Source organism: Sphingomonas sp. Leaf62 (assembly GCF_001421915.1).
GTDB lineage: Bacteria > Pseudomonadota > Alphaproteobacteria > Sphingomonadales > Sphingomonadaceae > Sphingomonas.
The window spans coordinates 52,349-74,379 of record NZ_LMLN01000009.1 but is presented as its reverse complement, the minus strand read 5'-3'; the positions used below and the strand labels follow the sequence as shown (position 1 = coordinate 74,379).

Genomic DNA, 22,031 nt, shown 5'->3' with positions numbered 1-22,031 from the left:
TACATGCATTGGTGTGAAGCCGCCGTCTTGGCCTTGTAGTGGCCGCAATTTGGGGCCATTTGGCGCTTTATGCCTTTTTCGACGTTGCCCGAACCGTTAGCCGCGGCGCTTTCCGCGCGCGGCTATGAATCCCCGACCGCCGTACAGGCGGCCGTCCTTACCCCCGAAGCCGAGGGACGCGACCTGCTCGTGTCCGCCCAGACCGGATCGGGCAAGACCGTTGCCTTCGGCCTTGCCATGGCGCGCGACCTGCTCGACGCCGACGACAAGATGCCGCGCGCCGGCGCGCCGCTCGCGCTTGCCATCGCTCCGACCCGCGAACTAGCGTTGCAGGTCGCGCGCGAACTGCAGTGGCTGTATGGCGAGAACGGCGCGCGCATCGTGTCGTGCGTCGGCGGCATGGACGCGGCGCGCGAACGCCGCAACCTGAGCCACGGCACGCACATCGTTGTGGGGACGCCGGGCCGGCTGCGCGATCATATCGAACGCGGAGCGCTCGACCTGTCGAGCCTGAAGGTCGCGATTCTCGATGAAGCCGACGAGATGCTCGACATGGGCTTTCGCGAGGATCTCGAAGGGATTTTGGACCGTACGCCCGCCGAACGCCGCACGATGCTGTTCTCGGCGACGCTGGCCAAGCCGATCGTCGCGCTGGCCAAGCGGTACCAGAAGGACGCGTTCCGCATCGACACGCGCGAGGCGGAGCGGGGCCATGGCGACATCAGCTATCAGGCGATGACCGTCGCCCCGAACGATATCGAGAATGCGGTCGTCAACCTGCTGCGCCTGCACGAACCGGACACCGCGTTCCTGTTCTGCGCGACGCGTGAGGCGGTGCGGCACCTGCACGCCAATCTGGTCGAGCGCGGTTTCGACGCGGTGGCGCTGTCGGGCGAGCATTCGCAGTCGGAGCGCAACCATGCGCTGCAGGCACTGCGCGACCGCCGCGCCCGCGTCTGCGTCGCGACCGACGTCGCCGCGCGCGGGATCGATCTGCCGTCGCTGAGCCTCGTCGTCCACGTCGAACTGCCGCGCGATGCCGAGGCGTTGCAGCATCGTTCGGGCCGGACCGGTCGCGCGGGCAAGAAGGGGATTGCTGCGCTGATCGTGCCGTTCCAGCGCCGTCGCCGGGTCGAAGGGCTGTTGCGCGATGCAAAGATCAACGCCGAATGGATCGGCGTGCCGACGCCCGAACAGATCCATGCCGCCGATCGCGAGCGCCTGCTCGCCAAGCTGGCGGAGCCGGTCGAATTCGACGAGGCCGATGTCGAGCTGGGTGCGCGGTTGCTGACCGAGAAGTCGCCCGAGGATATCGCGGCGTTGCTGGTTCGCGCCTATCGCGCCAAGCTGCCCGCGCCCGAGGAATTGTCGGCAGCCGGTGCACCCGAACGACGGGAGCGTCCGGAAGGGCCGCGTCCGGGCTTCGAGGATACGGTGTGGTTCCGCATGAATGTCGGCCGCCGTCACAATGCCGATCCGCGCTGGTTGTTGCCGCTGCTGTGCCGCCGCGGTCACATTACAAAAAGCGAGATCGGTGCGATCCGCATCGGCAACGACGAGTCGGCGTTCGAAATTCCCAAGGCGATCGCCGGCAAGTTCGTCGCATCGGTCAAGCGCACCGCGACGCCCGATGACGATCTGATGTTCGAACAGATGGCCGGCCCGCCCGCCGCGCCGCAGCGGCGCACGAACAGCGCACCGCCGCGGCATTCGGCAAAACCGTATCGGCCGGGCGCGCGGCGCGGGTGATCTTGTTTTCACGCGAAGGCGCGAAGACGCGAAGGTAAGGGCAGAAGGTTGGATTTCGCGCGAAGGCGCGGAATCGCAGAGGGGGTTGCGTGGTGGACGGCGGATGGTTGTCCGGCACGGCCTTTCGATATCGCTGCAACTATAGATGACAGCCGCTGGCGCGGCAGGACGTCGCCGCGATCGCAACCTCTCTGCGCCTTCCGCGCCTCTGCGCGAAATCCAACCTTCGCGCTTCTTCTCCGCGTCTTCGCGCCTTCGCGCCTTCGCGTGAACCAATCCCTTCTTCTACCCGAGCGCGAACCTCAAACCGTTGCACCCTCCGCCCAAAAAGCGTATGGCGCGCCGGTTCGACGAGCACAGACTCGCGAGGGCCGGGTGCTTGCGCGCCCTTTCCGCATAGCCGGGGCAAGCCTTTCGTGACGACGGGGTCGCCGAATGCCGCGTGTCGTATTCGGCGCGCGCGGCAATCCCGGTCAAAGACCGCCGGAGACAACCGGCCGGCCGGAAATCAGTACGTTCAGGAACCAAGATTTATATGGCCAGCATGGCAAATCCCACCCGTGACGATTTCGCGTCGATGCTCGACGACATGTTCGGCGCCTCGGAAAGCTTCGAGGGCCGCGTTGTCATTGGCACCGTCACCGGGATCGAAAACGACCTCGCCGTCATCGACGTCGGCCTGAAGTCCGAAGGCCGCGTGCCGCTGCGTGAATTCGCCGCGCCGGGTCAGAAGGCCGATCTGAAGGTCGGTGACGAAGTCGAAGTCTATGTCGACCGCGTAGAGAATTCGAACGGCGAAGCGATGCTGAGCCGCGACCGCGCCCGGCGCGAAGCCGCGTGGGACAAGCTGGAAACCGAATTCGCCAAGACCGCCCGCGTCGAGGGCGTCATCTTCGGCCGCGTCAAAGGCGGCTTCACGGTCGACCTGTCGGGCGCCGTGGCGTTCCTGCCGGGTTCGCAGGTCGATATCCGTCCGGTGCGCGACGTCACCCCGCTTATGGACATTCCGCAGCCGTTCCAGATCCTGAAGATGGACCGCAAGCGCGGCAACATCGTCGTGTCGCGTCGCGCGGTGCTGGAAGAAACCCGCGCCGAGCAGCGTTCGGGCCTGATCCAGAGCCTGGCCGAAGGTCAGGTCATCGACGGCGTCGTCAAGAACATCACCGATTACGGTGCGTTTGTCGACCTCGGCGGTATCGACGGCCTGCTGCACGTCACCGACCTGTCGTACAAGCGCGTTGGTCACCCGTCGGAAGTCCTGAACATCGGCGACACCGTCAAGGTTCAGATCATCCGCATCAACCGCGACACGCAGCGCATCTCGCTCGGCATGAAGCAGCTTGAGAGCGATCCGTGGGATGGCGCTGGTGCCAAGTATCCGGTCGGCGCGAAGCTGTCGGGCCGCGTCACGAACATCACCGAATATGGTGCGTTCGTCGAACTGGAGCCGGGCATCGAAGGTCTGGTCCACGTTTCGGAAATGAGCTGGACCAAGAAGAACGTCCATCCGGGCAAGATCGTGTCGACCAGCCAGGAAGTCGATGTGATCGTTCTGGAAGTCGATCAGGACAAGCGTCGCATCTCGCTGGGCCTCAAGCAGGCACAGGCCAATCCGTGGGAGAAGTTCGCGGAGGATCACCCCGTCGGCTCGACCGTCGAGGGCGAAGTCAAGAACGCGACCGAATTCGGCCTGTTCATCGGTCTGGACGGCGACGTCGACGGCATGGTTCACATGTCGGACATCGCATGGGGCATTTCGGGCGAAGACGCGCTGAACCTGCATCGCAAGGGCGAGACGGTTCAGGCCGTCGTGCTGGCGATCGAGCCGGACAAGGAGCGTATCTCGCTCGGCATGAAGCAGCTTGAGCGTGGCGGCCCGGTCGCGGCGCAGGCGGGCGACCGTCTGAACAAGAGCGCGATCGTGACTGTGACCGTGCTCGAAGTCCGCGACGCGGGCCTCGAAGTGCAGCAGGGCGACGATGGCGCGACCGGCTTCATCAAGCGCACCGATCTCGGCCGCGACCGCGACGAACAGCGTCCGGAGCGTTTCCAGGTCGGCCAGAAGTTCGACGCGATGGTCACCGGCTTCGATCGTTCGAAGAAGCCGACCTTCTCGATCAAGGCGATGCAGATCGCCGAAGAGAAGCAGGCCGTTGCGCAGTACGGTTCGTCGGACTCGGGTGCGTCGCTCGGCGACATCCTCGGCGAAGCGTTGAAGGCTCGGGGCGAGCAGAAGTAAGCTTCGCCTTCCTTTGCAGGACGATCGACGGGGTGCTCCAAACTGGAGCGCCCCGTTTTTCGTTCATTCGAAAGGCGGATTGTCGCCGCAAATAAATTCAGGGTAGGCGTTCGTTGCCCAGCCGAGATAATTTTGGCGTAGATATCTGGATTGCCGAGGAAAAGATGATCCGATCCGAACTGGTACAAAAGGTTGCGCAGGATAATCCGACACTGCCACTGCGCGATGTGGAACGGATCGTCTCGATCTTTTTCGACACCATTACCGAACGGCTCCATGCCGGTGGGCGCGTCGAACTGCGCGGCTTCGGTGCCTTTTCGACCCGTGCCCGCGAAGCCCGCACCGGCCGCAATCCGCGCACCGGCGAAGCGGTCGAAGTCGATGCGAAACGCGTGCCCTATTTCAAGCCGGGCAAGGAAATGCGCGCGCGGCTGAACGTCTGATCATGCGTGTCACGGCGGGACGGGGATAGGGCTGATTTAGCGCTTCCGCCGACCGCCGCGGCGGCGCATGGCGGGTCCGACATTGTCGAGGTTCGCCGGATGAACGTTCGTATCGTATCGCCCCTGATCCTGCTGCTTGCCGCCGCGCCGCTGCCGGCGCAGGCGCGCGCAGCGCCGTTCGTGATCGAGCAGACCGGTGTCGGCTATGCCACGATCGATGCCGCGGTGACGGCGGTGCGCGATGACACCGCGACGATCCTGATCGCGCCGGGCACCTATCGCGACTGCACCGTCCAGACCGGCGGCGACATCACCTATCGTGCCCGCGTACCGGGCACCGTCATCTTCGATGGCGGCGCGTGCGAGGGAAAGGCGACGTTCGTCCTGCGCGGGCGGCGGTCGACAGTCGACGGCATCATCTTTCGCGGCATCCGCGTACCCGATGGCAATGGCGCAGGCATCCGGACCGAAATCGGCGACCTGACAGTCACCAACTCAACCTTTCTCGACAGTCAGGAAGGGATTCTCGGCGGCAATCCCGAGGGGCAGCAGCGCATCACGCTCGACCGCTCGACCTTTGCCGGGCTGGGGCAATGCGACGAGACGGTCGATTGCTCGCATTCGGTCTATCTGAGCAACAACGGCTCGATCACGATCCGGCGGTCGCGCTTCGAACGCGGCACCGGCGGCCATTACGTCAAGATTCGCGCGCCCCGCATCGAGATCGTCGATTCGAGCTTCGATGACAGCCGCGGCACCAAGACCAATTACATGATCGACCTGCCCGAGGGCGCGACCGGATTGATCGCGCGGAACACCTTCGTACAGGGCAAGGCAAAGGAGAACTGGACCGGCTTTATCGTCGTGGGGGCGGAAAAGCGGACGTTTCCGGCCAATGGCCTGCGCGTCGAGGAGAATGACGCACGACTCGCCCCGGGAATGACGAAGAGCCCGGCGTTCGTCGCCGACTACACCGGTGACGGCGTCGCCATCGGCGTGAATCGCCTGGGACCGGGGGTGCGCAAGTTCGAACGGCGGTGACAGCCAGCAACGTCACCCAAATGGTGCAGTGCTTTCGCCTCGACATCGGTCTGATAGCCAGTAGGCGTATCGCATGCGTATACATTCTCTTCTCGCTCTGTTGCTCCTCCTGACCATACCGGTTGCGGCTTCCTCCAAATCGCCGCCGGCCCATTCGTTGAACGCGCTGTCCGACTGGCTCACCGGTGCGGGCAAGCGGAACGTGGACGCGCCCGCGCTGCATCGGCCGCTGTCTCGACGCGAAGCGGAGACGGCGATCGATCTGATCGCGGCTGCCCGGACGCGGGAAGTGGCCGCGTCGGCAAAGTCGGCGATGGACGCGAAGGCGATCACGATCGGCGACCGGACGCTGCGCTGGGAAAGCCGTTCGTTCGGCAACGCGCCGTTCGGCAAACGCAGCCTGTGGATATCGATGCACGGCGGCGGCAATGCGGCACCGGCGGTCAACGATCAACAGTGGCGCAACCAGATCGGCCTGTATCAGCCGGCGGAGGGCATTTATCTCGCACCGCGGGCGCCGACCGATACGTGGAATTTGTGGCATGAGCCGCAGATCGACCCCTTGTTCCAGCGGCTGATCGATGCGCAGGTCGCGATCAACGGAGTCGATCCCGATCGAGTCTACCTGCTCGGCTATTCTGCAGGCGGCGACGGGGTGTGGCAATTGGCACCGCGCATGGCCGATCGCTTCGCGGCGGCGGCGATGATGGCGGGGCATCCGAACGAGGCAGGTGTCGCGTCGCTCCGCAACCTGCCGTTCGCGATCTTCATGGGTGGCGCCGACAGTGCCTATGACCGCAACCGGATCGCCGCCGAGCGCGGGGCGGAGCTGGAGCGGCTCCACGCCGCCGATCCGGGCGGTTATGTATCGATGACGCGCATCTATCCGGGACTGCCGCACTGGATGAACCGGAAGGATGCGGAGGCGCTGCCTTGGATGGCGCAGTTCGCCCGCAATCCGTGGCCGAACCGGATCGTGTGGGTGCAGGACGATGTCACGCACGACCGCTTCTACTGGCTTCGCATTCCGAATGCGGCGACGGCGAAGGCAGGCGACCGGATCGAGGCCGTGGTGAAGGGGCAAACGATCACGCTGACCGGCAGCGTACCGGCCGGAACCGTCGTCCGCCTGTCCGACCGACTGTTGAATCTCGACCAGCGGGTGCGGATCGTCGTCAATGGTCGCGAAGTGTTCGACGGCAGGGTGCAACGGACGGCGGCGGCGATCGTCCAGTCGTTGCAGGATCGGCTCGATCCGTCGTCGGCAGCGACGGCGTCGGTGACGCTGCCCTGATCGAACCATCCGTCGGGCATCGTCCCCGACGGATGGTCCTCCGACGCCGGCCGATTACCGGCAGGTCGTTCCTTCGCCCGGATCGAGGTCGAGGCAGCGGCCGTCGATCTCGTTTTTGGGCACCGGCAGGCGGATCGTCGCGGCCAGCGTCGGCAGGATGTCGACGGTCTCGACGCCGAACGGCTCCTCGAACCCGCCCTGACCCTTTCGCCAGAACAGGATCGGCACGCGGCGGTCATAGTCCCAGAAGCTGCCATGCGTCGCGACGGAGGTGCCGGCGACCGGGTGCGGGATGGTCAGCACGCGCGGCTTCATCGCGACCAGCAGATCGCCCGAGCGCGCCGGGTAATAGGATGCGCGGGCCCGTTCGATCAGCGACCATGTTTCGGGTGGCGTGTTCGGCACCGTCGTCGCGAGGATCTGCGCGCGGGTGAACACCGCCTGCGTCTGCGGATGGGCGGCGAACATGGCGATCGCTTCGCGTTCGACGGCAACCTTCTGCGCCGCCGTCAGCTTGATGTCGTACCAGACATCGCCATTCACCCCGCCGAACAGCACCGGACCGGCGATCTTCAGCCTCTCGCCGATCGCCTTGCCGATGCGTTCGACGGCGAAGTCGCCGTCGAGGCGCACGGCATCGGGTACGGCGTGATGGGCCAGCCGCTCGCTGGCGTCGCTGCCGCCATGATCGGCGGTCAGCACGACCTGATAATCGACGCCGGTCGCATCGAGCACACGGAAGAATTCGCCGAGGCTCTGGTCGAGCGAGGTCAGTTGCAGGCACATCTCGCTGCCCTCGGTGCCATAGCCATGGCCGACATAGTCGGTGGCCGACGCGCCGATCGAGATGATGTCGGTCTGCGGACCCTGACCCAGTTTCATGTCCTGGATCAGCCCGGCGGCAAGTGCCAGCACCGCCGCGTCATATTCGGGCGACCGTCGGAAATTGGCGACGTCGCCCGCCGCGCGTTCGAACCGGCCGGTGCCGACGGTCTTGTCGCCGACCCGTACCGCGCGTGCCAGCGGCTGGCAGAAGGTGGGCAGCGTCATCGCCGGCTGTGCGGTCGCGATCCGCGTGGCGACGGCGGCGTTGGCGCGGGCCACGACTGGCGGCATCGCCCGGCCGGCATAGCTGACGAAGCCGTCCTTGCCGAACCACCAGAGTTCGTCGACCTTGTGGCCGCCCATCATCACCGCCGCGCGGTCCTTGCCCGCGACCGACACGACGCGGGTCCGCGGATCGGCCGCCTTCATGCGTTCGCCGAGCGTCGGCACCATCAGGTGCGCGTCGGACACCGTGTAGTTGTCGAAGGTCGACCCGGGGACGCGTTCGTCTTCCGCGCAATAGACCTTGAACCCCGGACGGGTGTTGCTGCGCTGGTCGATCCAGTCATTGGCGATGATGCCGGTGCGCGACGGGCGCGATCCGGTGAGGATCGTCGAATGGCCGGGACAGGTCTCGGTCGCGGCATGGCTCTGATATCCCGACGGGAATACCACCCCCTGCAGCAACCGGGCGAAACCGCCGGTGAAGCGACCGCGATATTCGGCGAACAGATCGGCCGAGAATTGATCGACCGAGATTGCGACGATCAGCTTGGGCGGGGTCGCCGGATAGGTCGGCGGGGCCGGATCGGCGGCGGCAGGCGCGGCGGTCTGCGCCAGCGCGGGGGTAGCGGTTGCCAGCAACAGCGCGGCAAGGGAAACGAGGCGCATCGGGTACTCCGCGGACGGTGCATCCGTCCTGGAACTCCGCTACTCCCCGACCATGACAGCAGCAAGAATAGTATCGGTTCGAATCGCCTTGTTGCTCGCAGGGCTGCTGGCGCTGTTGCTGGCTACCGGGCCGGCGGCGGCGCAGGTTCCGGGGCAGCGGCACGTGCAGATGCGGATCGTCGCCGAAAGCGATGCGCCCGCTGCGGGATCGGGCGTCGCGATCGCGCTGGCGTCGGTGCCCGATGCCGGCTGGCACGGCTATTGGCGGAATCCGGGTGCGGTGGGGACCCAGCCGCGGCTCAACTGGACGTTGCCGGCAGGCGCGAGCGTCGGCGACCTCCGCTATCCGGTGCCCGAACGGCTGACCGTCGCGGGCATCATGAACTACGTCTATGAACGCCCCTGGACGTTGCTGACCGAACTGCGGGTGCCGGCCGGACTGGCCGTCGGTACGAGGCTGCCGCTCCGGCTGGCGATCGATTATCTGGTCTGCACCCGGGAAATCTGCGTGCCGGAAAAGGCGGTGCTGACCGCCGATCTGACCGTCGGCGACGGCGCGATCGATCCGGCACGGCGCGCGGCGTTCGATGGCTGGCGGCGGGCCCTGCCCAAACCGATCGGATCGCCGGCCGTGTTCCAGCCCGGCGAGCAGCTGCGGTTGCGGGTGCCGTTCCCGGCCGATGTCGCGATCGGCACTGCCTATTTCTTTCCGCTGACCGAGGATGCCATCGATTACGACGCGCCGCAGACGATCCGGCGCGACGGCGACGCGATCGTCGTCGCGACGAAAGGAACCGGACGTCCGGCGGTCCTCGAAGGCGTACTGGGAACCGGGCAGGGACAGGGGTTCGCGATTCGCGCGACACCGGGGGTCGTCGCCGCGCCCGCCGAACCGGCACCGATCCGCGCCGCGCTGATCGCCTTTGCCGGGGCGTTGCTGGGCGGGTTGCTGCTCAACATCATGCCGTGCGTCTTTCCGATCCTGAGCCTGAAGGCGTTGAGCCTTGCCCGATCGGGCGAGTCGGCCTCCCATGCGCGCGCGGAGGGGGTGGCGTACACCGCCGGTGCCGTGGCGATGTGCCTGCTGCTCGGCGGTGTGCTGCTCGCGATCCGGGCGGCGGGGGTGGCGGCGGGCTGGGCGTTTCAGCTGACCGATCCGCGGGTCGTGCTGCTGTTGCTGGTGCTGACCGGCGGCATCGCGCTGAACCTTGCCGGGCTGTTCGAACTGCCGACGCCGCAGGTGGGGGCGCGCAGCGGGCGGGGCGGGGCGTTCGCGACCGGCGCGCTGGCTGCGTTCGTCGCGACGCCGTGCACCGGGCCGTTCATGGGCGCTGCGCTGGGATCGGCGCTGGTCCTGCCGCCGGTCGCGGCGATGGCGGTGTTCGCCGGGCTGGGCTTCGGGCTGGCGCTGCCGTTCCTGCTGCTCGGCTTCGTGCCCGCACTGCGCCGTCGCCTGCCGCGACCGGGTGCGTGGATGGACGTGTTCCGCAAATGCCTGGCGGTGCCGATGTTCCTGACGGCGCTGGCGCTGGCATGGATATTGGGGCGGCAGGCGGGCGTCGATGGGATGGCGACGGGACTGGCGGCGCTGCTGGTGGCGGCGCTCGGCCTGTGGTGGACCGGACGGCGGCAGTTGCGCGGGCGCGATCGGCCATGGTGGCCGGGTCTGGCGGCGCTGGTGCTGGCGATCGGTTCGGCCATGCTGGTGCATCGCGCGCCGCGCGCCGGTGCCGCACCGACCGGCATCGCCGGGGCCGAACCGTTCAGCGAGGCGCGACTGGCGTCGCTGCGGGCCGAGGGCAAGCCGGTCTTCGCCTATTTCACCGCAGACTGGTGCCTCACGTGCAAGGTCAACGAACGTGCCGCGATCGAGACTCGAGTGGTCGCGGACGCGTTCGGCAAGGGCGGCGTGAAGGTGCTGGTCGGCGACTGGACCGATGGCGACCCGGTGCTGGGCCGTTTCATCGAGGCGCATAACCGCGCCGGCGTACCGCTGTATCTATTTTATGCACCGGGCAGCCGCGATGCCCGGGTTCTGCCGCAGTTACTTACACCGGCGACCCTCACCGATCTCGTCTCCTGATCCCGAACTTGCTTGCCAGCGCGCGCTTCGCAACGCAGCATAGGGAGAAATTAGCGGCAGGCGGCGTTGGGGGACGAATGGGGCAAGCGTTCGATGAAATCTGGGGACATGGTGGGCCGGACAATCCGCGCGCCGACCTTGCGGCACTGGCGCGGTGGATGCGCGAGGTGCCGCCGCACGAGTTGAAACGACGCCTGCAATCGGCCGAGGCTACCTTCCGCCAGCTCGGCATCACCTTTGCCGTCTATGGCGAGAGCGAGGCGGCCGAGCGGATCATCCCGTTCGATATCGTGCCGCGCGTGTTCAAGGCCGACGAATGGACCCGCCTGTCCCAGGGGCTGATTCAGCGGACGCAGGCGATCAACTTATTCCTCGACGATATCTATGGCGAGCGCCGTATTCTGAAAGCCGGCGTGCTGCCCGCCGACCTGATCTTCGGCAACGCACAATTCCGTCCTGAAATCGCCGGCATCCGGCCGCCGCACGGGGTGTGGGCGCATATCTGCGGCATCGATCTGGTACGGACCGGACCGGACGAATTCTTCGTGCTGGAGGACAATGCCCGTACGCCGTCGGGTGTGTCGTACATGCTGGAGAATCGCGAGGCGATGATCCGGCTATGCCCCGAACTGTTCCGCAATTTCCGGGTGGCGGCGGTCGACAGCTATCCCGACCTGTTGCTCGAAACGATGCGGTCGGTCGCACCGCCGGGTGCCGGTGCGCATCCCAATTGCGTCGTGCTGACACCGGGGCATTTCAATTCGGCCTATTACGAACACAGTTTCCTCGCCGATTCGATGGGGATCGAACTGGTCGAGCCGGCCGATCTGGTCGTCGATGGCGATGTGGTGTGGATGCAGACCATTGCCGGGCGGGTCCGGGTCGACGTGATCTATCGCCGGATCGACGACGACTTCATCGACCCCGTCGTGTTCCGGCCCGATTCGCTGTTGGGCGTACCGGGGCTGATCGCCGCCTATCGCGCGGGCAACGTCGCGCTGGTCAACGCGCCGGGCAACGGCATCGCCGATGACAAGGCGATCTACAGCTACATGCCCGAGATCGTGAAATTCTATGCGGAGAGCGAGCCTTTGCTCCCCAATGTCGAGACGTGGCGCTGCCGCGAGCCCGATGCGCTGAAATATGTCCTCGACCACCTAGGCGAAGTGGTGGTGAAGCTGGTCGACGGATCGGGTGGCTATGGCATGTTGGTGGGGCCGACCGCGTCGAAGGTGGAGATCGAGAATTTCCGCCGCGCGCTGATCGCCGAGCCGCAGCGCTACATCGCCCAGCCGACGTTGGCGCTATCGACGGTGCCGACGCTGACCGATGCGGGGCTGGCACCCCGCCATGTCGATTTCCGTCCGTTCGTGCTGACCGGTGCCGACAAGATACAGGTGGTGCCGGGCGGCCTGACCCGCGTTGCGCTGAAGGAAGGGTCGCTGGTCGTCAATTCCAGCCAAGGCGGCGGGACCAAGGACAGTTTCGTGCTGATGGACGATCCGCCGATGCAGTCGCAGACGTTGGGCGGCATGACCCAGTCGCAGGGGGGACGCTGACATGGCGATGCTCTCCCGTACCGCCGCCTCGCTCTACTGGCTTGGCCGCTATGTCGAACGCGCCGATTTTCTCGCTCGGCTGGTCGAGGCGACGGTGCGGCTCGACGCGCTGTCGTCGCGCCCGGCGGGCGATGCGGCATGGGCCAGCGCGCTGGCGGTCAGCTATACCGAGGACAGTTTCGCCGCGACGGACCAGCCGGTCGGACAGGCATCGGTCGCGCGGTTCCTGACCTGCGACCGTAGCCATCCGGGGTCGATCCTGTGGTGCCTCGACGCCGCGCGCAACAATGCGAAGGCGGTGCGCACCGCGCTGACCCGCGACGCTTGGACCGCGATCAATCGCGCCTGGATCGTCTTCAACGCGCCGCGCGGCGAGGAGGGCGAGGACATCCTCAATCTGGTCGAGGCGATCAAGGCCGAGGCGCGAGGCTTCGAAGGCGCGGTCCAGCGCATGATGAAGAACGAGGCGACGTGGTTCGTGCAACTGGGCGCAGCGATCGAGCGGGCCGACAACACCGCGCGGCTGATCGACGTCAAATATCACCTGCTGCTGCCCGAGGGCGAGCGGATCGGCGGTGCGATCGACCGCGATCAATGGACGACGATCCTGCAGACCGTGTCGGCGGTCACCGCCTATCGCTGGCTCTACAGCGACGGGTTGAAGCCGGCGAGCGTCATCGAGCTGCTGCTGTCGCGGGGCGAGGTGCCGCGCAGTCTGGCAGCGTGCGTCGATGAAACGGTGGACATGCTCAACATGCTCGGCAAGCGCACCGGCTTTCAGGGCGAGGCCGATCGCATGGCGCGTGCCCGGCTGGCGCGGATGCAGAAGACCCGCGCGCATGAGGTCATCGTCAACGGCCTCCACGAATATCTGACCGCTTTCATCCGGGAGAATGCGATGCTCGATGCCGCGATCGCCCGCCAGTTCCGCTTCATCTGATGCGGCTGTCGGTCCAACACGAAACGCACTATCACTTCACCGAACCGCAGGCGCGCATCGTCCAGCTGCTGCGCCTGTTTCCCGGCGATACCAGTCAGCAGACGGTGGTGAACTGGCGGATCGACGTCGACTGCGACGCGCGGTTGCGCGAGAGTATCGACGGCTACGGCAATCGGACGCGGATGTTGTATGCCGAGGGGCCGGTCGAGACGCTGAACCTGATCGTCACCGGCGAAGCGCTGTTGAGCGAGAGCGATGGGCCGATCGAGGGCACCGACGAACCGTTTCCGCCCGATCTGTTCCTGCGGACGACGCCGCTCACGATCGCCGATGACGCGATCGCCGTGCTGGCGACAGGCAATGATCTGGCGGCGATGACGGCGCTGGCGGCGGCGATCCACACCCGTTGGCCGCTCGACCGGCGACCCACGCCGACGATCCGCAGCGCGGTCGACGCGACGGCGGACGACCGACTGTCACCGCGTGACATGGCGCAGATCTTCGTCGCCGCTGCCCGCGCACAGGGCGTTCCCGCGCGCTATGTGTCGGGGTACAGCCTGTCGGGCGATGATGCGCGCCGTACTGCCGCGCCGCATGCTTGGGCCGAGGCGTTCGTGGCGGACGGCTGGTATGCGTTCGACCCCGCTATGGGGGGTCGATCGGGCCTCGACCATATCCGCGTCGCGGTGGCACTGGACGCCGCTGCGGCCGCGCCGATCGCTGGGGTGCGGATGGGCGCGGGCGACGAGGTGCTCGACGTCGATGTACGGGTAGAAGAGGCGTAAACTCCGCCCCGGCACTGGGAGGGGGACCGGCGACGCTGGCGAAGGGGGATTTCCGCGTACGGATCGCTCGTGGAGCGCCCCCTCCACCATCGCCTTCGGCAGTGGTTCCCCTCCCCTTGCCGGGGAGGAATTGCAGCTTACGCCTCGGCTTTTTTGTAGTTCTTCAATTCGTCGCCGACGATCTGCACGACGTGCAGCACGTTGGTCGACCCCGGCGTCCCGAACGGCACGCCCGCGCAGACGACGACGCGGTCGCCGGCACCCGCGATATTGTGACGCAGCACCATGCGCTTGGCCTTGGCCACCATTTCCTCGAACGACGCGACATCCCGCGTATGGACAGCGTGGACACCCCACAACAGCCCCAGCCGGCGTGCGGTATCGATCTGCGGGGTCAGTACCATGATCGGCACCGCCGGACGCTCGCGCGCGATCCGGCGCGCGGTCGAACCCGATTTGGTGAAGCACAGGATCGCCTTCGCATCGACCGTCGCCGCGATGTTCTTGGCGGCTTCGGCCAGCGCGTCGGCGGTGGTCGGATCGGGACGCAGCACGGTGAAGTGGACGCGGTCGCCATGCGCCGGGTCTCGTTCGACCGCGTGCGAGATGTCGTTCATCATCGTGACCGATTCGACCGGCCAGCTGCCCGCGGCGCTTTCCGCCGACAGCATGATCGCGTCGGCACCGTCATAGACGGCGGTGGCGACGTCGGACACTTCCGCGCGGGTGGGCGAGGGTGACGTAATCATCGATTCGAGCATCTGCGTCGCGACGACCACCGGGCGGCCGAGGCGGCGGGCGGTCTCGACGATGCGCTTTTGCAGCGGCGGCACCGACTGCGGCGGCAATTCGACGCCCAGATCGCCGCGCGCGACCATCACGCCGTCGCACTGCTCGACGATCTCCTCCAGCCGCGCGACCGCCGACGGCTTCTCGATCTTGGCGAGCAGTGCGGCCTTGCCCTGGATCAACTTGCGCGCCTCCGCCAGATCCTCCGGCCGCTGCACGAACGACAGCGCGATCCAGTCGACGCCCTGTTCGACCGCGAAGTGCAGGTCGGAAATATCCTTGGGCGTCAGCGCCGCCATCGGCAGCACCACATCGGGGACGTTCAGCCCCTTCGAATTGGACAGCGCGCCGCCGACCACGACCTCGGTGACGATCTTCTGATCGTCATGGTCGAGCACGCGCAACACCAGCTTGCCGTCGTCCAGCAGCAGACGGGCATCGCGCGCGATCGCGGCAAAGATTTCCTGATGCGGCAATTCGACGCGGGTCGCATCGCCCGGCTCGTTCGACCGGTCGAGCGTGAAACGCTGCCCGGTTTCGAGCATCACCTTGCCCTCGGCGAAGCGGCCGACGCGCAGCTTGGGTCCCTGCAGATCGGCGAGGATCGTGGTCGGGCGGCCATATTGGCGCTCCAGCCCGCGAATCGCCTCGATCACCGCGATCTTCGACTGCTGGTCGCCATGGCTCATATTCACCCGGAATGCATCGGCGCCGGCTTCATACAGCTTCGCGATCATTTCCGGGGTGTTGCTGGCGGGACCGAGCGTGGCGAGAACGCGAACCTTGCGCGAACGGGGGCTAATGGCCTTGGTCATAATCACTCTCCGGGCGTTGCGCGCCTGCCTCTAGCCCTTATTCGTAAACGATCAACCTTGGAGGCCAATGTCATGGCAACAATCGATTCAATGAGCGAACAGGCACAGGCGGCGGCGTTCCGGCGTCTGGTGCGTCACCTGCAACATCGCACCGACGCGCAGAATGTCGACCTGATGGGACTGGCCGGTTTCTGCCGCAACTGCCTTGGCGACTGGCTGGGTGAAGCGGCGGGCGTGTCGAAGGACGAGGGACGTGAGGCGGTGTACGGCATGCCCTATGCCCGGTGGAAGGCGACGCACCAGCGTCCCGCCACGCCGGAGCAGATCGCGAAAATGGAAGAAAGCGTCGCGAGGAACCGCACCGACGACGCGCTCGACGAGGCGCTGGAGGACAGCTTCCCGGCCAGCGACCCGCCGGCGATCACCGAGCCGCGCTGATCGGTTGAGGCGGGCGCGCGGATCGGCTAGGCGCGCCCGTTCCCTATTCGCGTGAAATTCGAGGACCGCATGACCGACAATGTTTCGGCGGAACAGCTCCGCCTGCTGATCGAACGTATCGAACGGCTGGAAGAAGAAAAGAAGGGCATCAGCGACGACATCAAGGACGTCTATGGCGAAGCCAAGTCGACCGGGTTCGACGTGAAGACGATGCGCAAGATCATCAGCCTGCGCCGGATGGAAAAGCATCACCGCGACGAAGCGGACATGCTGCTCGAAACCTACAAGCAGGCACTCGGTATCTGAACGCCGGACAAGGGGGCAGCGACATGGCCAGCGTCTTTCACTTCGCGACGCGCCTGCTCAAGGGGCATGGCGATCCGCATGGCGAGGAAGAGGCCCATGTCCTGTCCGCGATCGAACGCGGCGCGCCGGTCTCGCGCGATGCGGCCGACGAATCGGACCTGCGCTCGACGGTCGGCGACCGGCTGGCGGATCGGGTGGCGGCGGTCGGCGGGTCGTGGGGGTTCATCATCGCCTTCACGGCGGTGCTGCTCGGATGGATGCTGCTCAATTCCGACGTGCTGTCGCATTTCGGGCTGGCGTTCGACCCCTATCCCTACATCTTCCTGAATCTGATGTTGTCGACACTGGCCGCGATCCAGGCACCGGTCATCATGATGAGCCAGAACCGGCAGTCGGAAAAGGATCGGCTGGCGGCGCGGCTCGACTATGAAACCAACCTGCGCGCAGAGATCGACATCCTCGCGCTGCATGCCAAGCTGGACGTCGACGTGATCGACCGGCTGGCGGCGCTGGAGGCGAAAATCGACGCGCTGGCGCAACGCGCGCCGTCCGCCTAAGAGCAGACACAGAACATAAAGAGGCACCGATGGCAGGCCATAGCAAATTCAAGAACATCATGCACCGCAAGGGTGCGCAGGATAAGAAGCGGTCGGGCATGTTCAGCAAGCTCAGCCGCGAAATCACCGTCGCGGCGAAGATGGGCCTGCCCGATCCCGACATGAACCCGCGTCTGCGCGCGGCGATCAACGCCGCCAAGGCGCAGTCGATGCCCAAGGACAATATCCAGCGCGCGGTCGACAAGGCGTCGAAGGGTGATCTCGAGAATTACGAGGAAATCCGCTACGAGGGCTTCGGCCCGGCCGGAGTTTCGCTGATCATCGAGGCATTGTCCGACAACCGGAACCGCACCGCGACCAATGTCCGGACCGCCGTGTCGAAGAATGGCGGCAATCTGGGCACCGCCGGTTCAGTCAGCCATGGGTTCGACCGGGTGGGCCTGATCAACTATCCCGCCAAGGCTGGCGACGCCGAAAAGGTGTTCGAAGCCGCATTGGAAGCCGGCGCCGAAGACGTGACGTCGAGCGAGGACGGCCACGAAATCTGGACTGCCGTAGGTGACCTGCACGAAGTCGCCAAGGCGCTGGAACCGGTGCTGGGCGAGGCGGAGGGTGCCAAGCTCGCGTGGCGGCCGCAGACGATGGTCGCGGTCGGCGAGGACGATGCGGCGACGTTGTTCAAGCTACTTGACGCGCTCGACGACGACGACGACGTCCAGACCGTATGGGGCAATTACGAAGTATCCGACGAGGTCATGGAGAAGCTGGGTTGACGCATTTCATCCTCCCCGCCTGCGGGGAGGGGGACCGCCGCGCAGCGGTGGTGGAGGGGGAGCACCTNGCACCTCGCAGCACAGCGCTCGCGGAAGCCCCCCTCCACCAGCTACGCTGGTCCCCCTCCCCGTGAACGGGGAGGGTCTGGAACGTGCTGATCCTCGGTCTAGACCCCGGTCTCGGCACCACCGGCTGGGGCATCATCCGGGCCGATGGCAACCGCCTCAGCCACATCGCCAACGGCCAGATCCGTACCGACCCGTCGATGCAGCTTCCCCGCCGTCTCGCGCTGCTGTTCGGCGCATTGGGCGAGGTGATCCGCACCGAACGCCCCGATGGCGCGGCGGTCGAGGAGGTGTTGGGCAACAGCAACGCGCAATCGACGCTGAAGCTGGGGCAGGCGCGCGGCGTCGTGCTGTTGTCCGCCTCCACCGCAGGCCTTCCGATCGGTGAATATCATCCGAGCATCGTCAAGAAGGCGGTGGTCGGCACCGGCGGCGCGGACAAGAAGCAGATTCAGGCGATGGTCGGTCATCTGCTGCCCGGCGTGAAGCTGTCCGGTCCCGACGCCGCCGACGCGCTGGCGGTGGCGATTACCCATGCCCATCACCTCGCCAGCGCCCATGCGCGGGCGCGGCGGTCGACCGGGATCGGGGCGTGACCCTTGCCGCGCCCGTATCCCCGCGCAGGCGGGGATCCAGCGCCACACAGAACCGGCGTCGATTGTCGCCCTGGCTCCCCGCCTGCGCGGGGATACGGCGTATCGAGAGAAATCCCGCATGATCGCCCATCTCAAAGGCACGCTGTCCGTTTCCGGAATCGACCACGCGGTGATCGACGTGAACGGCGTCGGTTATCTGGTCGGCGCGTCGTCGCGGACGTTGCAGGCGCTGGGGCCGGTCGGCGGCAGCGTGACGATCCATACCGAGATGCTGGTCGCCGAGGATTTCATCCGGCTGGTCGGCTTCGCGAGCGCCGACGAGCGCGACTGGTTCCGGCTGCTGACCGGGGTGCAAGGCGTCGGCGCGCGGGTGGCGCTCGGCATCCTGTCGACGCTGGCACCCGAGGAAGTCCGCACCGCGATCGCGCGCGGCGACAAGGCGAGCATTGCCCGCGCCAACGGCGTCGGCCCGAAACTGGCGCAGCGTATCGCGATGGAACTGAAGGACAAGGTCGGCGGCATCGCGATCGGTCCGGGGGTGGTGGCACCCGCGGCGGGCGGTGACGGGGTAGAGGGGGACGCGGTGTCGGCGTTGCTCAACCTCGGTTTCCGGCCGGCCGAAGCGGCGACGGCGGTCGGCAAGGCGGCGGAGGAACTGGACGAGGGTGCCAGTCTCGACGCGATGGTGCGGTTGGCGCTGCGAAAAGCGTCCCGCACCTAAAGCTCCTCCCCGTGCCGGGGAGGATTTCGAAGCAGCTTTCTTCCTCCCACGCGAACAGCTAGGGAACACGCGTGACCGACGACCGCATGACCACCCCGCTTCGCCGTCCCGAGGACGTCGACGCAGCGCTCCGCCCCAAGGCGCTGGACGAATTCGTCGGGCAGCAGGCGGCGCGTGAAAATCTGCGGGTGTTCATCGATGCTGCGCGCGGGCGGGGCGACGTGCTCGACCATGTCCTGTTCTTCGGTCCGCCGGGGCTGGGGAAGACCACGCTGGCGCAGATCGTCGCCCGCGAAATGGGCGTGGGGTTCCGCGCCACGTCTGGCCCGGTCATCGCCAAGTCGGGCGACCTTGCCGCGTTGCTCACCAATCTCGAGGATGGCGATGTCCTGTTCATCGACGAAATCCACCGGCTGAATCCGGCAGTCGAGGAAGTACTGTACCCGGCAATGGAGGACCGTGCGCTCGACCTGATGATCGGTGAGGGGCCGTCGGCACGCAGCGTCCGCATCGACCTGCCGCGCTTCACGCTGGTCGGGGCGACGACCCGGCAGGGGTTGCTGACCACGCCGCTGCGCGATCGCTTCGGCATCCCGATCCGTCTGCAATTTTATACCGTCGACGAATTGACCCGCGTCGTCGTCCGCGCGGCCGGGTTGCTCGGCCTTGGCGTTTCGAAGGATGGAGCGACCGAAGTCGCCCGCCGGGCGCGGGGCACGCCGCGGATCGCGGGTCGCCTGCTGCGCCGGGTCCGCGACTTCGCCAATGTCGCGGGGGTCGAGACCGTCGATGCGCGCACCGCCGATGCCGCACTCAACCGGCTGGAGGTCGATGCCAAGGGGCTTGATGCGATGGACCGCCGCTATCTGACGATGATCGCCGATGTGTATCGCGGCGGCCCGGTCGGCGTCGAGACGCTGGCCGCCGGCCTGTCCGAACCGCGCGACACGATCGAGGAAGTGATCGAACCCTATCTGATCCAGATCGGCATGGTCGCGCGCACGGCGCGGGGGCGCTGCCTGAACGCCGGCGGATGGAAGCATCTCGGCTTCGAACCGCCGGCCGGATCGCAGGACGGTCTGTTCGACTGAGGAATCGCCATGAAGAAGACTTTGCTGACGTCGGCTGCGCTGGGTTTGATAAACGCGCCCGTTGGTGCCGCCGAAACGCCGCTCACGATCGGCGTGACGATGCGTGGCGATGCCGCCGCACGGATCGACATCGAAGGGGTGCAGTTCGTGCTGCCCGATGAACAGGACGCGATGTCAGCGGCGCTCAAGGCGTTGCCGGACAAGGACCGCCCGGTCACGATCGCGGTGCTGGGAAAGGTCGCGGCCCCGTACCGGGTGATCGGTGGTATCCTTTATCTGACCCAGTCGGCCGGCTTTACCCAGGTCACGGTCCTGAACGAATCGCCGGCGGATTGACGGGTCGGACGGGCCCTTCACCCCTTTCCCCGTCCGGTCGCAGTGGTTAAAGCGGACGAATGACCGACCCCGACCAGCCGGCCGGCGGCCGCTTCACGGGCGGTACGCATCGCTTTCCCGTTCGCATCTATTTCGAGGACACCGATCTGTCGGGTGTCGTCTATCATGCGAATTATTTGCGCTATTTCGAACGCGCGCGCAGCGACATGCTGATGATCGCCGGTATCGATCAACGCGCCGCGCACGAAACGGGCGAGGGGGCCTACGCCGTCCGCTCGATGCAGCTCGACTGGCGGGCACCCGCGCGACTGAACGATGCGCTGGTCGTGGTCAGTACCGTCGAACGCGTGCGCGCGGCGGCGGTCGATATTCATCAGACAGTCATCCGCGACACACTCTTACTGGCATCGGCCCGGGTCGAGGTTGCGTTCGTGGCCCCGAACGGGCGTCCGCGTCGTCAACCGGCCGCGTGGGTCGACACCTTCCAGCGCCTGGTCGCAACCGAAAAAGGGGCATGATGGACGTACTCGTGAACACCGACGCCGCGACCATGTCGCCGGTCGCGCTCTTCCTCGCCGCCGACTGGGTGGTGAAGGCGGTGATGCTGGGGCTGCTGGCCGCCAGCATCTGGACCTGGGCGATCATCATCGGCTTCCTCGTCCGCGCGCGGAAAGTGCGGCGCGACATCGACCGGTTCGAAACCGAATTCGAACAGGCCGAGGATATCGACGCCTTCCACCGGTTGCAGGGGACGCGCGACACCGCCATCGCCCGCATCTTTTCGTCGGGGGTGCGCGAATGGCGTCGCTCGACCGCATCGAAGCAGATCGATCGCGACGGCACCCGCGAACGGCTCGCCACCGCCATGGCGTCAAGTGTTGCGGACGAGAGCGAGACGCTGGCCGACCGGCTGAACGTACTGGCGACGATCGGGTCGGTCGCACCGTTCGTCGGGCTGTTCGGCACGGTGTGGGGCATCATGCGGTCGTTCACCGCGATCGCGTCCGAACAGAATACGTCGCTGGCCGTCGTCGCGCCGGGCATCGCCGAGGCGTTGTTCGCCACCGCGATCGGCCTGTTCGCCGCCATCCCCGCCGTCATCGCCTATAACCGCTTCAGCCACAGCGTGAACCGGATCGAGTCGCGGCTGAACCGCTTTGCCGACGCGTTCCATGCCACGCTGTCGCGTCAGCTCGAAGGGGTCTGAACGATGGGCATCAACCTGCCGTCCGCGAAGGGTAAAGGGCGTCGTGCGCCGATGGCGGAGATCAACGTCACGCCGCTGGTCGACGTGATGCTGGTGCTGCTCATCATCTTCATGGTCGCCGCGCCACTGATGACCGCGGGCGTGCCGGTGAACCTGCCCGACAGCCGCGCGAAGGCGGTCGAACAGACGCAGCAGCCGGTGACGCTGTCGATCGATGCCGATGGCCGGACCTTTATCGACGATGCCGAAGTGTCGGCCGACAATCTGCCCGGCGAACTGGAAAAGATCGCGGCGGCGGGTGCCGGGGCGACCGAACCGCGACAGGTGATGCTGCGCGCCGACCGCACGCTCGATTACGGCCGGGTCAACGGCGTGCTCGGCGAACTGAACCGCGCGGGGCTGAACCGGGTGTCGCTGATCAGCGTGGCGCAGTAACGCGATGCAGAAGGCGGAGAAGATCGGGCTTGGCATCGCGGTTGCGGGACAT

General features: G+C 66.4%; 22 protein-coding genes. 20 read left to right on the top strand and 2 right to left on the bottom strand.

Annotated features, from left to right (window positions below; all coding sequences use genetic code 11):
• The first annotated feature begins 69 nt into the window (after positions 1-69).
• From ASE91_RS06175 to ASE91_RS06155, 5 genes are all read left to right on the top strand, one after another.
• Positions 70-1,749, top strand: a complete 1,680-nt coding sequence (locus ASE91_RS06175) for a DEAD/DEAH box helicase (protein WP_055996211.1) — start codon at positions 70-72, stop codon at positions 1,747-1,749.
• Positions 1,750-2,284: 535 nt separating this feature from the next.
• Positions 2,285-3,988: a 30S ribosomal protein S1 gene (rpsA, locus tag ASE91_RS06170; protein WP_055996208.1), complete on the top strand. Its 1,704-nt coding sequence runs from the start codon at positions 2,285-2,287 to the stop codon at positions 3,986-3,988.
• 164 nt (positions 3,989-4,152) lie between these two features.
• Complete coding sequence (locus tag ASE91_RS06165) at positions 4,153-4,431, top strand: integration host factor subunit beta (RefSeq protein ID WP_055996205.1); 279 nt, start codon at positions 4,153-4,155, stop codon at positions 4,429-4,431.
• A 99-nt stretch (positions 4,432-4,530) separates the two neighbouring features.
• A complete protein-coding gene (locus tag ASE91_RS06160) occupies positions 4,531-5,472 on the top strand; it encodes a right-handed parallel beta-helix repeat-containing protein (RefSeq protein ID WP_056623882.1) in 942 nt (313 codons plus the stop codon).
• Between the two features lie 157 nt (positions 5,473-5,629).
• Positions 5,630-6,766, top strand: coding sequence for a hypothetical protein (locus ASE91_RS06155; protein ID WP_056623879.1), 1,137 nt, complete (start codon positions 5,630-5,632; stop codon positions 6,764-6,766).
• A gap of 54 nt (positions 6,767-6,820) precedes the next feature.
• Here the strand turns inward: ASE91_RS06155 and ASE91_RS06150 are convergent, their stop codons facing one another.
• Positions 6,821-8,482: an alkaline phosphatase family protein gene (locus ASE91_RS06150; protein WP_056623876.1), complete on the bottom strand. Its 1,662-nt coding sequence runs from the start codon at positions 8,480-8,482 to the stop codon at positions 6,821-6,823.
• A 52-nt stretch (positions 8,483-8,534) separates the two neighbouring features.
• Between ASE91_RS06150 and ASE91_RS06145 the strand changes: the two genes are divergently transcribed.
• From ASE91_RS06145 to ASE91_RS06130, 4 genes are all read left to right on the top strand, one after another.
• A complete protein-coding gene (locus ASE91_RS06145) occupies positions 8,535-10,565 on the top strand; it encodes a protein-disulfide reductase DsbD family protein (protein WP_056623872.1) in 2,031 nt (676 codons plus the stop codon).
• A gap of 77 nt (positions 10,566-10,642) precedes the next feature.
• On the top strand, positions 10,643-12,124 hold the full coding sequence (locus ASE91_RS06140; RefSeq protein WP_056623869.1) for a circularly permuted type 2 ATP-grasp protein: 1,482 nt from the start codon (positions 10,643-10,645) through the stop codon (positions 12,122-12,124).
• 7 nt (positions 12,125-12,131) lie between these two features.
• Positions 12,132-13,064 carry an alpha-E domain-containing protein gene (locus ASE91_RS06135; protein WP_200911208.1) on the top strand — a complete coding sequence of 311 codons (933 nt, stop codon included), beginning with the start codon at positions 12,132-12,134 and terminating at the stop codon, positions 13,062-13,064.
• The gene (locus ASE91_RS06130; protein WP_056623863.1) at positions 13,064-13,849 is read left to right on the top strand and encodes a transglutaminase family protein; all 786 of its coding nucleotides are present in this window, start codon (positions 13,064-13,066) and stop codon (positions 13,847-13,849) included. The genes ASE91_RS06135 and ASE91_RS06130 overlap by 1 nt, the downstream gene beginning before the upstream one ends.
• A 137-nt stretch (positions 13,850-13,986) precedes the next feature.
• On the opposite strand, the gene pyk is transcribed toward ASE91_RS06130, so the two are convergent.
• On the bottom strand, positions 13,987-15,453 hold the full coding sequence (pyk, locus tag ASE91_RS06125) for a pyruvate kinase (RefSeq protein ID WP_055996183.1): 1,467 nt from the start codon (positions 15,451-15,453) through the stop codon (positions 13,987-13,989).
• Positions 15,454-15,525: 72 nt separating this feature from the next.
• Here pyk and ASE91_RS06120 point away from each other — a divergent pair, with 72 nt between their 5' ends.
• The 11 genes from ASE91_RS06120 to ASE91_RS06070 all read left to right on the top strand — a co-directional run bounded on the left by ASE91_RS06120 (position 15,526) and on the right by ASE91_RS06070 (position 21,979).
• Positions 15,526-15,891, top strand: coding sequence for a DUF1244 domain-containing protein (locus ASE91_RS06120; RefSeq protein WP_056623861.1), 366 nt, complete (start codon positions 15,526-15,528; stop codon positions 15,889-15,891).
• A 69-nt stretch (positions 15,892-15,960) separates the two neighbouring features.
• Positions 15,961-16,197: a DUF2312 domain-containing protein gene (locus ASE91_RS06115; protein WP_055997244.1), complete on the top strand. Its 237-nt coding sequence runs from the start codon at positions 15,961-15,963 to the stop codon at positions 16,195-16,197.
• A gap of 23 nt (positions 16,198-16,220) precedes the next feature.
• Positions 16,221-16,754 carry a DUF1003 domain-containing protein gene (locus ASE91_RS06110; RefSeq protein WP_055996180.1) on the top strand — a complete coding sequence of 178 codons (534 nt, stop codon included), beginning with the start codon at positions 16,221-16,223 and terminating at the stop codon, positions 16,752-16,754.
• Positions 16,755-16,783: 29 nt separating this feature from the next.
• Positions 16,784-17,527 (top strand): YebC/PmpR family DNA-binding transcriptional regulator, encoded by a 744-nt coding sequence (locus tag ASE91_RS06105; RefSeq protein ID WP_055996177.1) that lies wholly within the window; start codon positions 16,784-16,786, stop codon positions 17,525-17,527.
• 152 nt (positions 17,528-17,679) lie between these two features.
• Positions 17,680-18,189 (top strand): crossover junction endodeoxyribonuclease RuvC, encoded by a 510-nt coding sequence (gene ruvC / locus ASE91_RS06100; RefSeq protein ID WP_055996174.1) that lies wholly within the window; start codon positions 17,680-17,682, stop codon positions 18,187-18,189.
• Positions 18,190-18,307: 118 nt separating this feature from the next.
• Positions 18,308-18,910, top strand: coding sequence for a Holliday junction branch migration protein RuvA (ruvA, locus tag ASE91_RS06095; protein ID WP_056623856.1), 603 nt, complete (start codon positions 18,308-18,310; stop codon positions 18,908-18,910).
• Between the two features lie 71 nt (positions 18,911-18,981).
• Positions 18,982-20,001 (top strand): Holliday junction branch migration DNA helicase RuvB, encoded by a 1,020-nt coding sequence (gene ruvB, locus ASE91_RS06090; RefSeq protein ID WP_056623853.1) that lies wholly within the window; start codon positions 18,982-18,984, stop codon positions 19,999-20,001.
• A gap of 9 nt (positions 20,002-20,010) precedes the next feature.
• The gene (locus ASE91_RS06085; RefSeq protein ID WP_055996166.1) at positions 20,011-20,337 is read left to right on the top strand and encodes a hypothetical protein; all 327 of its coding nucleotides are present in this window, start codon (positions 20,011-20,013) and stop codon (positions 20,335-20,337) included.
• 59 nt (positions 20,338-20,396) lie between these two features.
• The gene (locus ASE91_RS06080; protein WP_055996163.1) at positions 20,397-20,855 is read left to right on the top strand and encodes a YbgC/FadM family acyl-CoA thioesterase; all 459 of its coding nucleotides are present in this window, start codon (positions 20,397-20,399) and stop codon (positions 20,853-20,855) included.
• Complete coding sequence (tolQ, locus tag ASE91_RS06075) at positions 20,855-21,544, top strand: protein TolQ (RefSeq protein WP_443024523.1); 690 nt, start codon at positions 20,855-20,857, stop codon at positions 21,542-21,544. The genes ASE91_RS06080 and tolQ overlap by 1 nt, the downstream gene beginning before the upstream one ends.
• A gap of 3 nt (positions 21,545-21,547) precedes the next feature.
• Complete coding sequence (locus tag ASE91_RS06070; RefSeq protein ID WP_056623847.1) at positions 21,548-21,979, top strand: ExbD/TolR family protein; 432 nt, start codon at positions 21,548-21,550, stop codon at positions 21,977-21,979.
• Positions 21,980-22,031 lie beyond the last annotated feature (52 nt).

What these genes read in the sequence shown, in the direction of transcription:
- ASE91_RS06175 (WP_055996211.1), top strand. Translation starts at nt 70, where the DNA reads ATGCCTTTTTCGACGTTGCCCGAACCGTTAGCCGCGGCGCTTTCCGCG.
- rpsA (WP_055996208.1), top strand. Translation starts at nt 2,285, where the DNA reads ATGGCCAGCATGGCAAATCCCACCCGTGACGATTTCGCGTCGATGCTC.
- ASE91_RS06165 (WP_055996205.1), top strand. Translation starts at nt 4,153, where the DNA reads ATGATCCGATCCGAACTGGTACAAAAGGTTGCGCAGGATAATCCGACA.
- ASE91_RS06160 (WP_056623882.1), top strand. Translation starts at nt 4,531, where the DNA reads ATGAACGTTCGTATCGTATCGCCCCTGATCCTGCTGCTTGCCGCCGCG.
- ASE91_RS06150 (WP_056623876.1), bottom strand. Translation starts at nt 8,482, where the DNA reads ATGCGCCTCGTTTCCCTTGCCGCGCTGTTGCTGGCAACCGCTACCCCC.
- ASE91_RS06145 (WP_056623872.1), top strand. Translation starts at nt 8,535, where the DNA reads ATGACAGCAGCAAGAATAGTATCGGTTCGAATCGCCTTGTTGCTCGCA.
- ASE91_RS06140 (WP_056623869.1), top strand. Translation starts at nt 10,643, where the DNA reads ATGGGGCAAGCGTTCGATGAAATCTGGGGACATGGTGGGCCGGACAAT.
- ASE91_RS06135 (WP_200911208.1), top strand. Translation starts at nt 12,132, where the DNA reads ATGCTCTCCCGTACCGCCGCCTCGCTCTACTGGCTTGGCCGCTATGTC.
- ASE91_RS06130 (WP_056623863.1), top strand. Translation starts at nt 13,064, where the DNA reads ATGCGGCTGTCGGTCCAACACGAAACGCACTATCACTTCACCGAACCG.
- pyk (WP_055996183.1), bottom strand. Translation starts at nt 15,453, where the DNA reads ATGACCAAGGCCATTAGCCCCCGTTCGCGCAAGGTTCGCGTTCTCGCC.
- ASE91_RS06120 (WP_056623861.1), top strand. Translation starts at nt 15,526, where the DNA reads ATGGCAACAATCGATTCAATGAGCGAACAGGCACAGGCGGCGGCGTTC.
- ASE91_RS06115 (WP_055997244.1), top strand. Translation starts at nt 15,961, where the DNA reads ATGACCGACAATGTTTCGGCGGAACAGCTCCGCCTGCTGATCGAACGT.
- ASE91_RS06110 (WP_055996180.1), top strand. Translation starts at nt 16,221, where the DNA reads ATGGCCAGCGTCTTTCACTTCGCGACGCGCCTGCTCAAGGGGCATGGC.
- ASE91_RS06105 (WP_055996177.1), top strand. Translation starts at nt 16,784, where the DNA reads ATGGCAGGCCATAGCAAATTCAAGAACATCATGCACCGCAAGGGTGCG.
- ruvA (WP_056623856.1), top strand. Translation starts at nt 18,308, where the DNA reads ATGATCGCCCATCTCAAAGGCACGCTGTCCGTTTCCGGAATCGACCAC.
- ASE91_RS06085 (WP_055996166.1), top strand. Translation starts at nt 20,011, where the DNA reads ATGAAGAAGACTTTGCTGACGTCGGCTGCGCTGGGTTTGATAAACGCG.
- ASE91_RS06080 (WP_055996163.1), top strand. Translation starts at nt 20,397, where the DNA reads ATGACCGACCCCGACCAGCCGGCCGGCGGCCGCTTCACGGGCGGTACG.
- tolQ (WP_443024523.1), top strand. Translation starts at nt 20,855, where the DNA reads ATGGACGTACTCGTGAACACCGACGCCGCGACCATGTCGCCGGTCGCG.
- ASE91_RS06070 (WP_056623847.1), top strand. Translation starts at nt 21,548, where the DNA reads ATGGGCATCAACCTGCCGTCCGCGAAGGGTAAAGGGCGTCGTGCGCCG.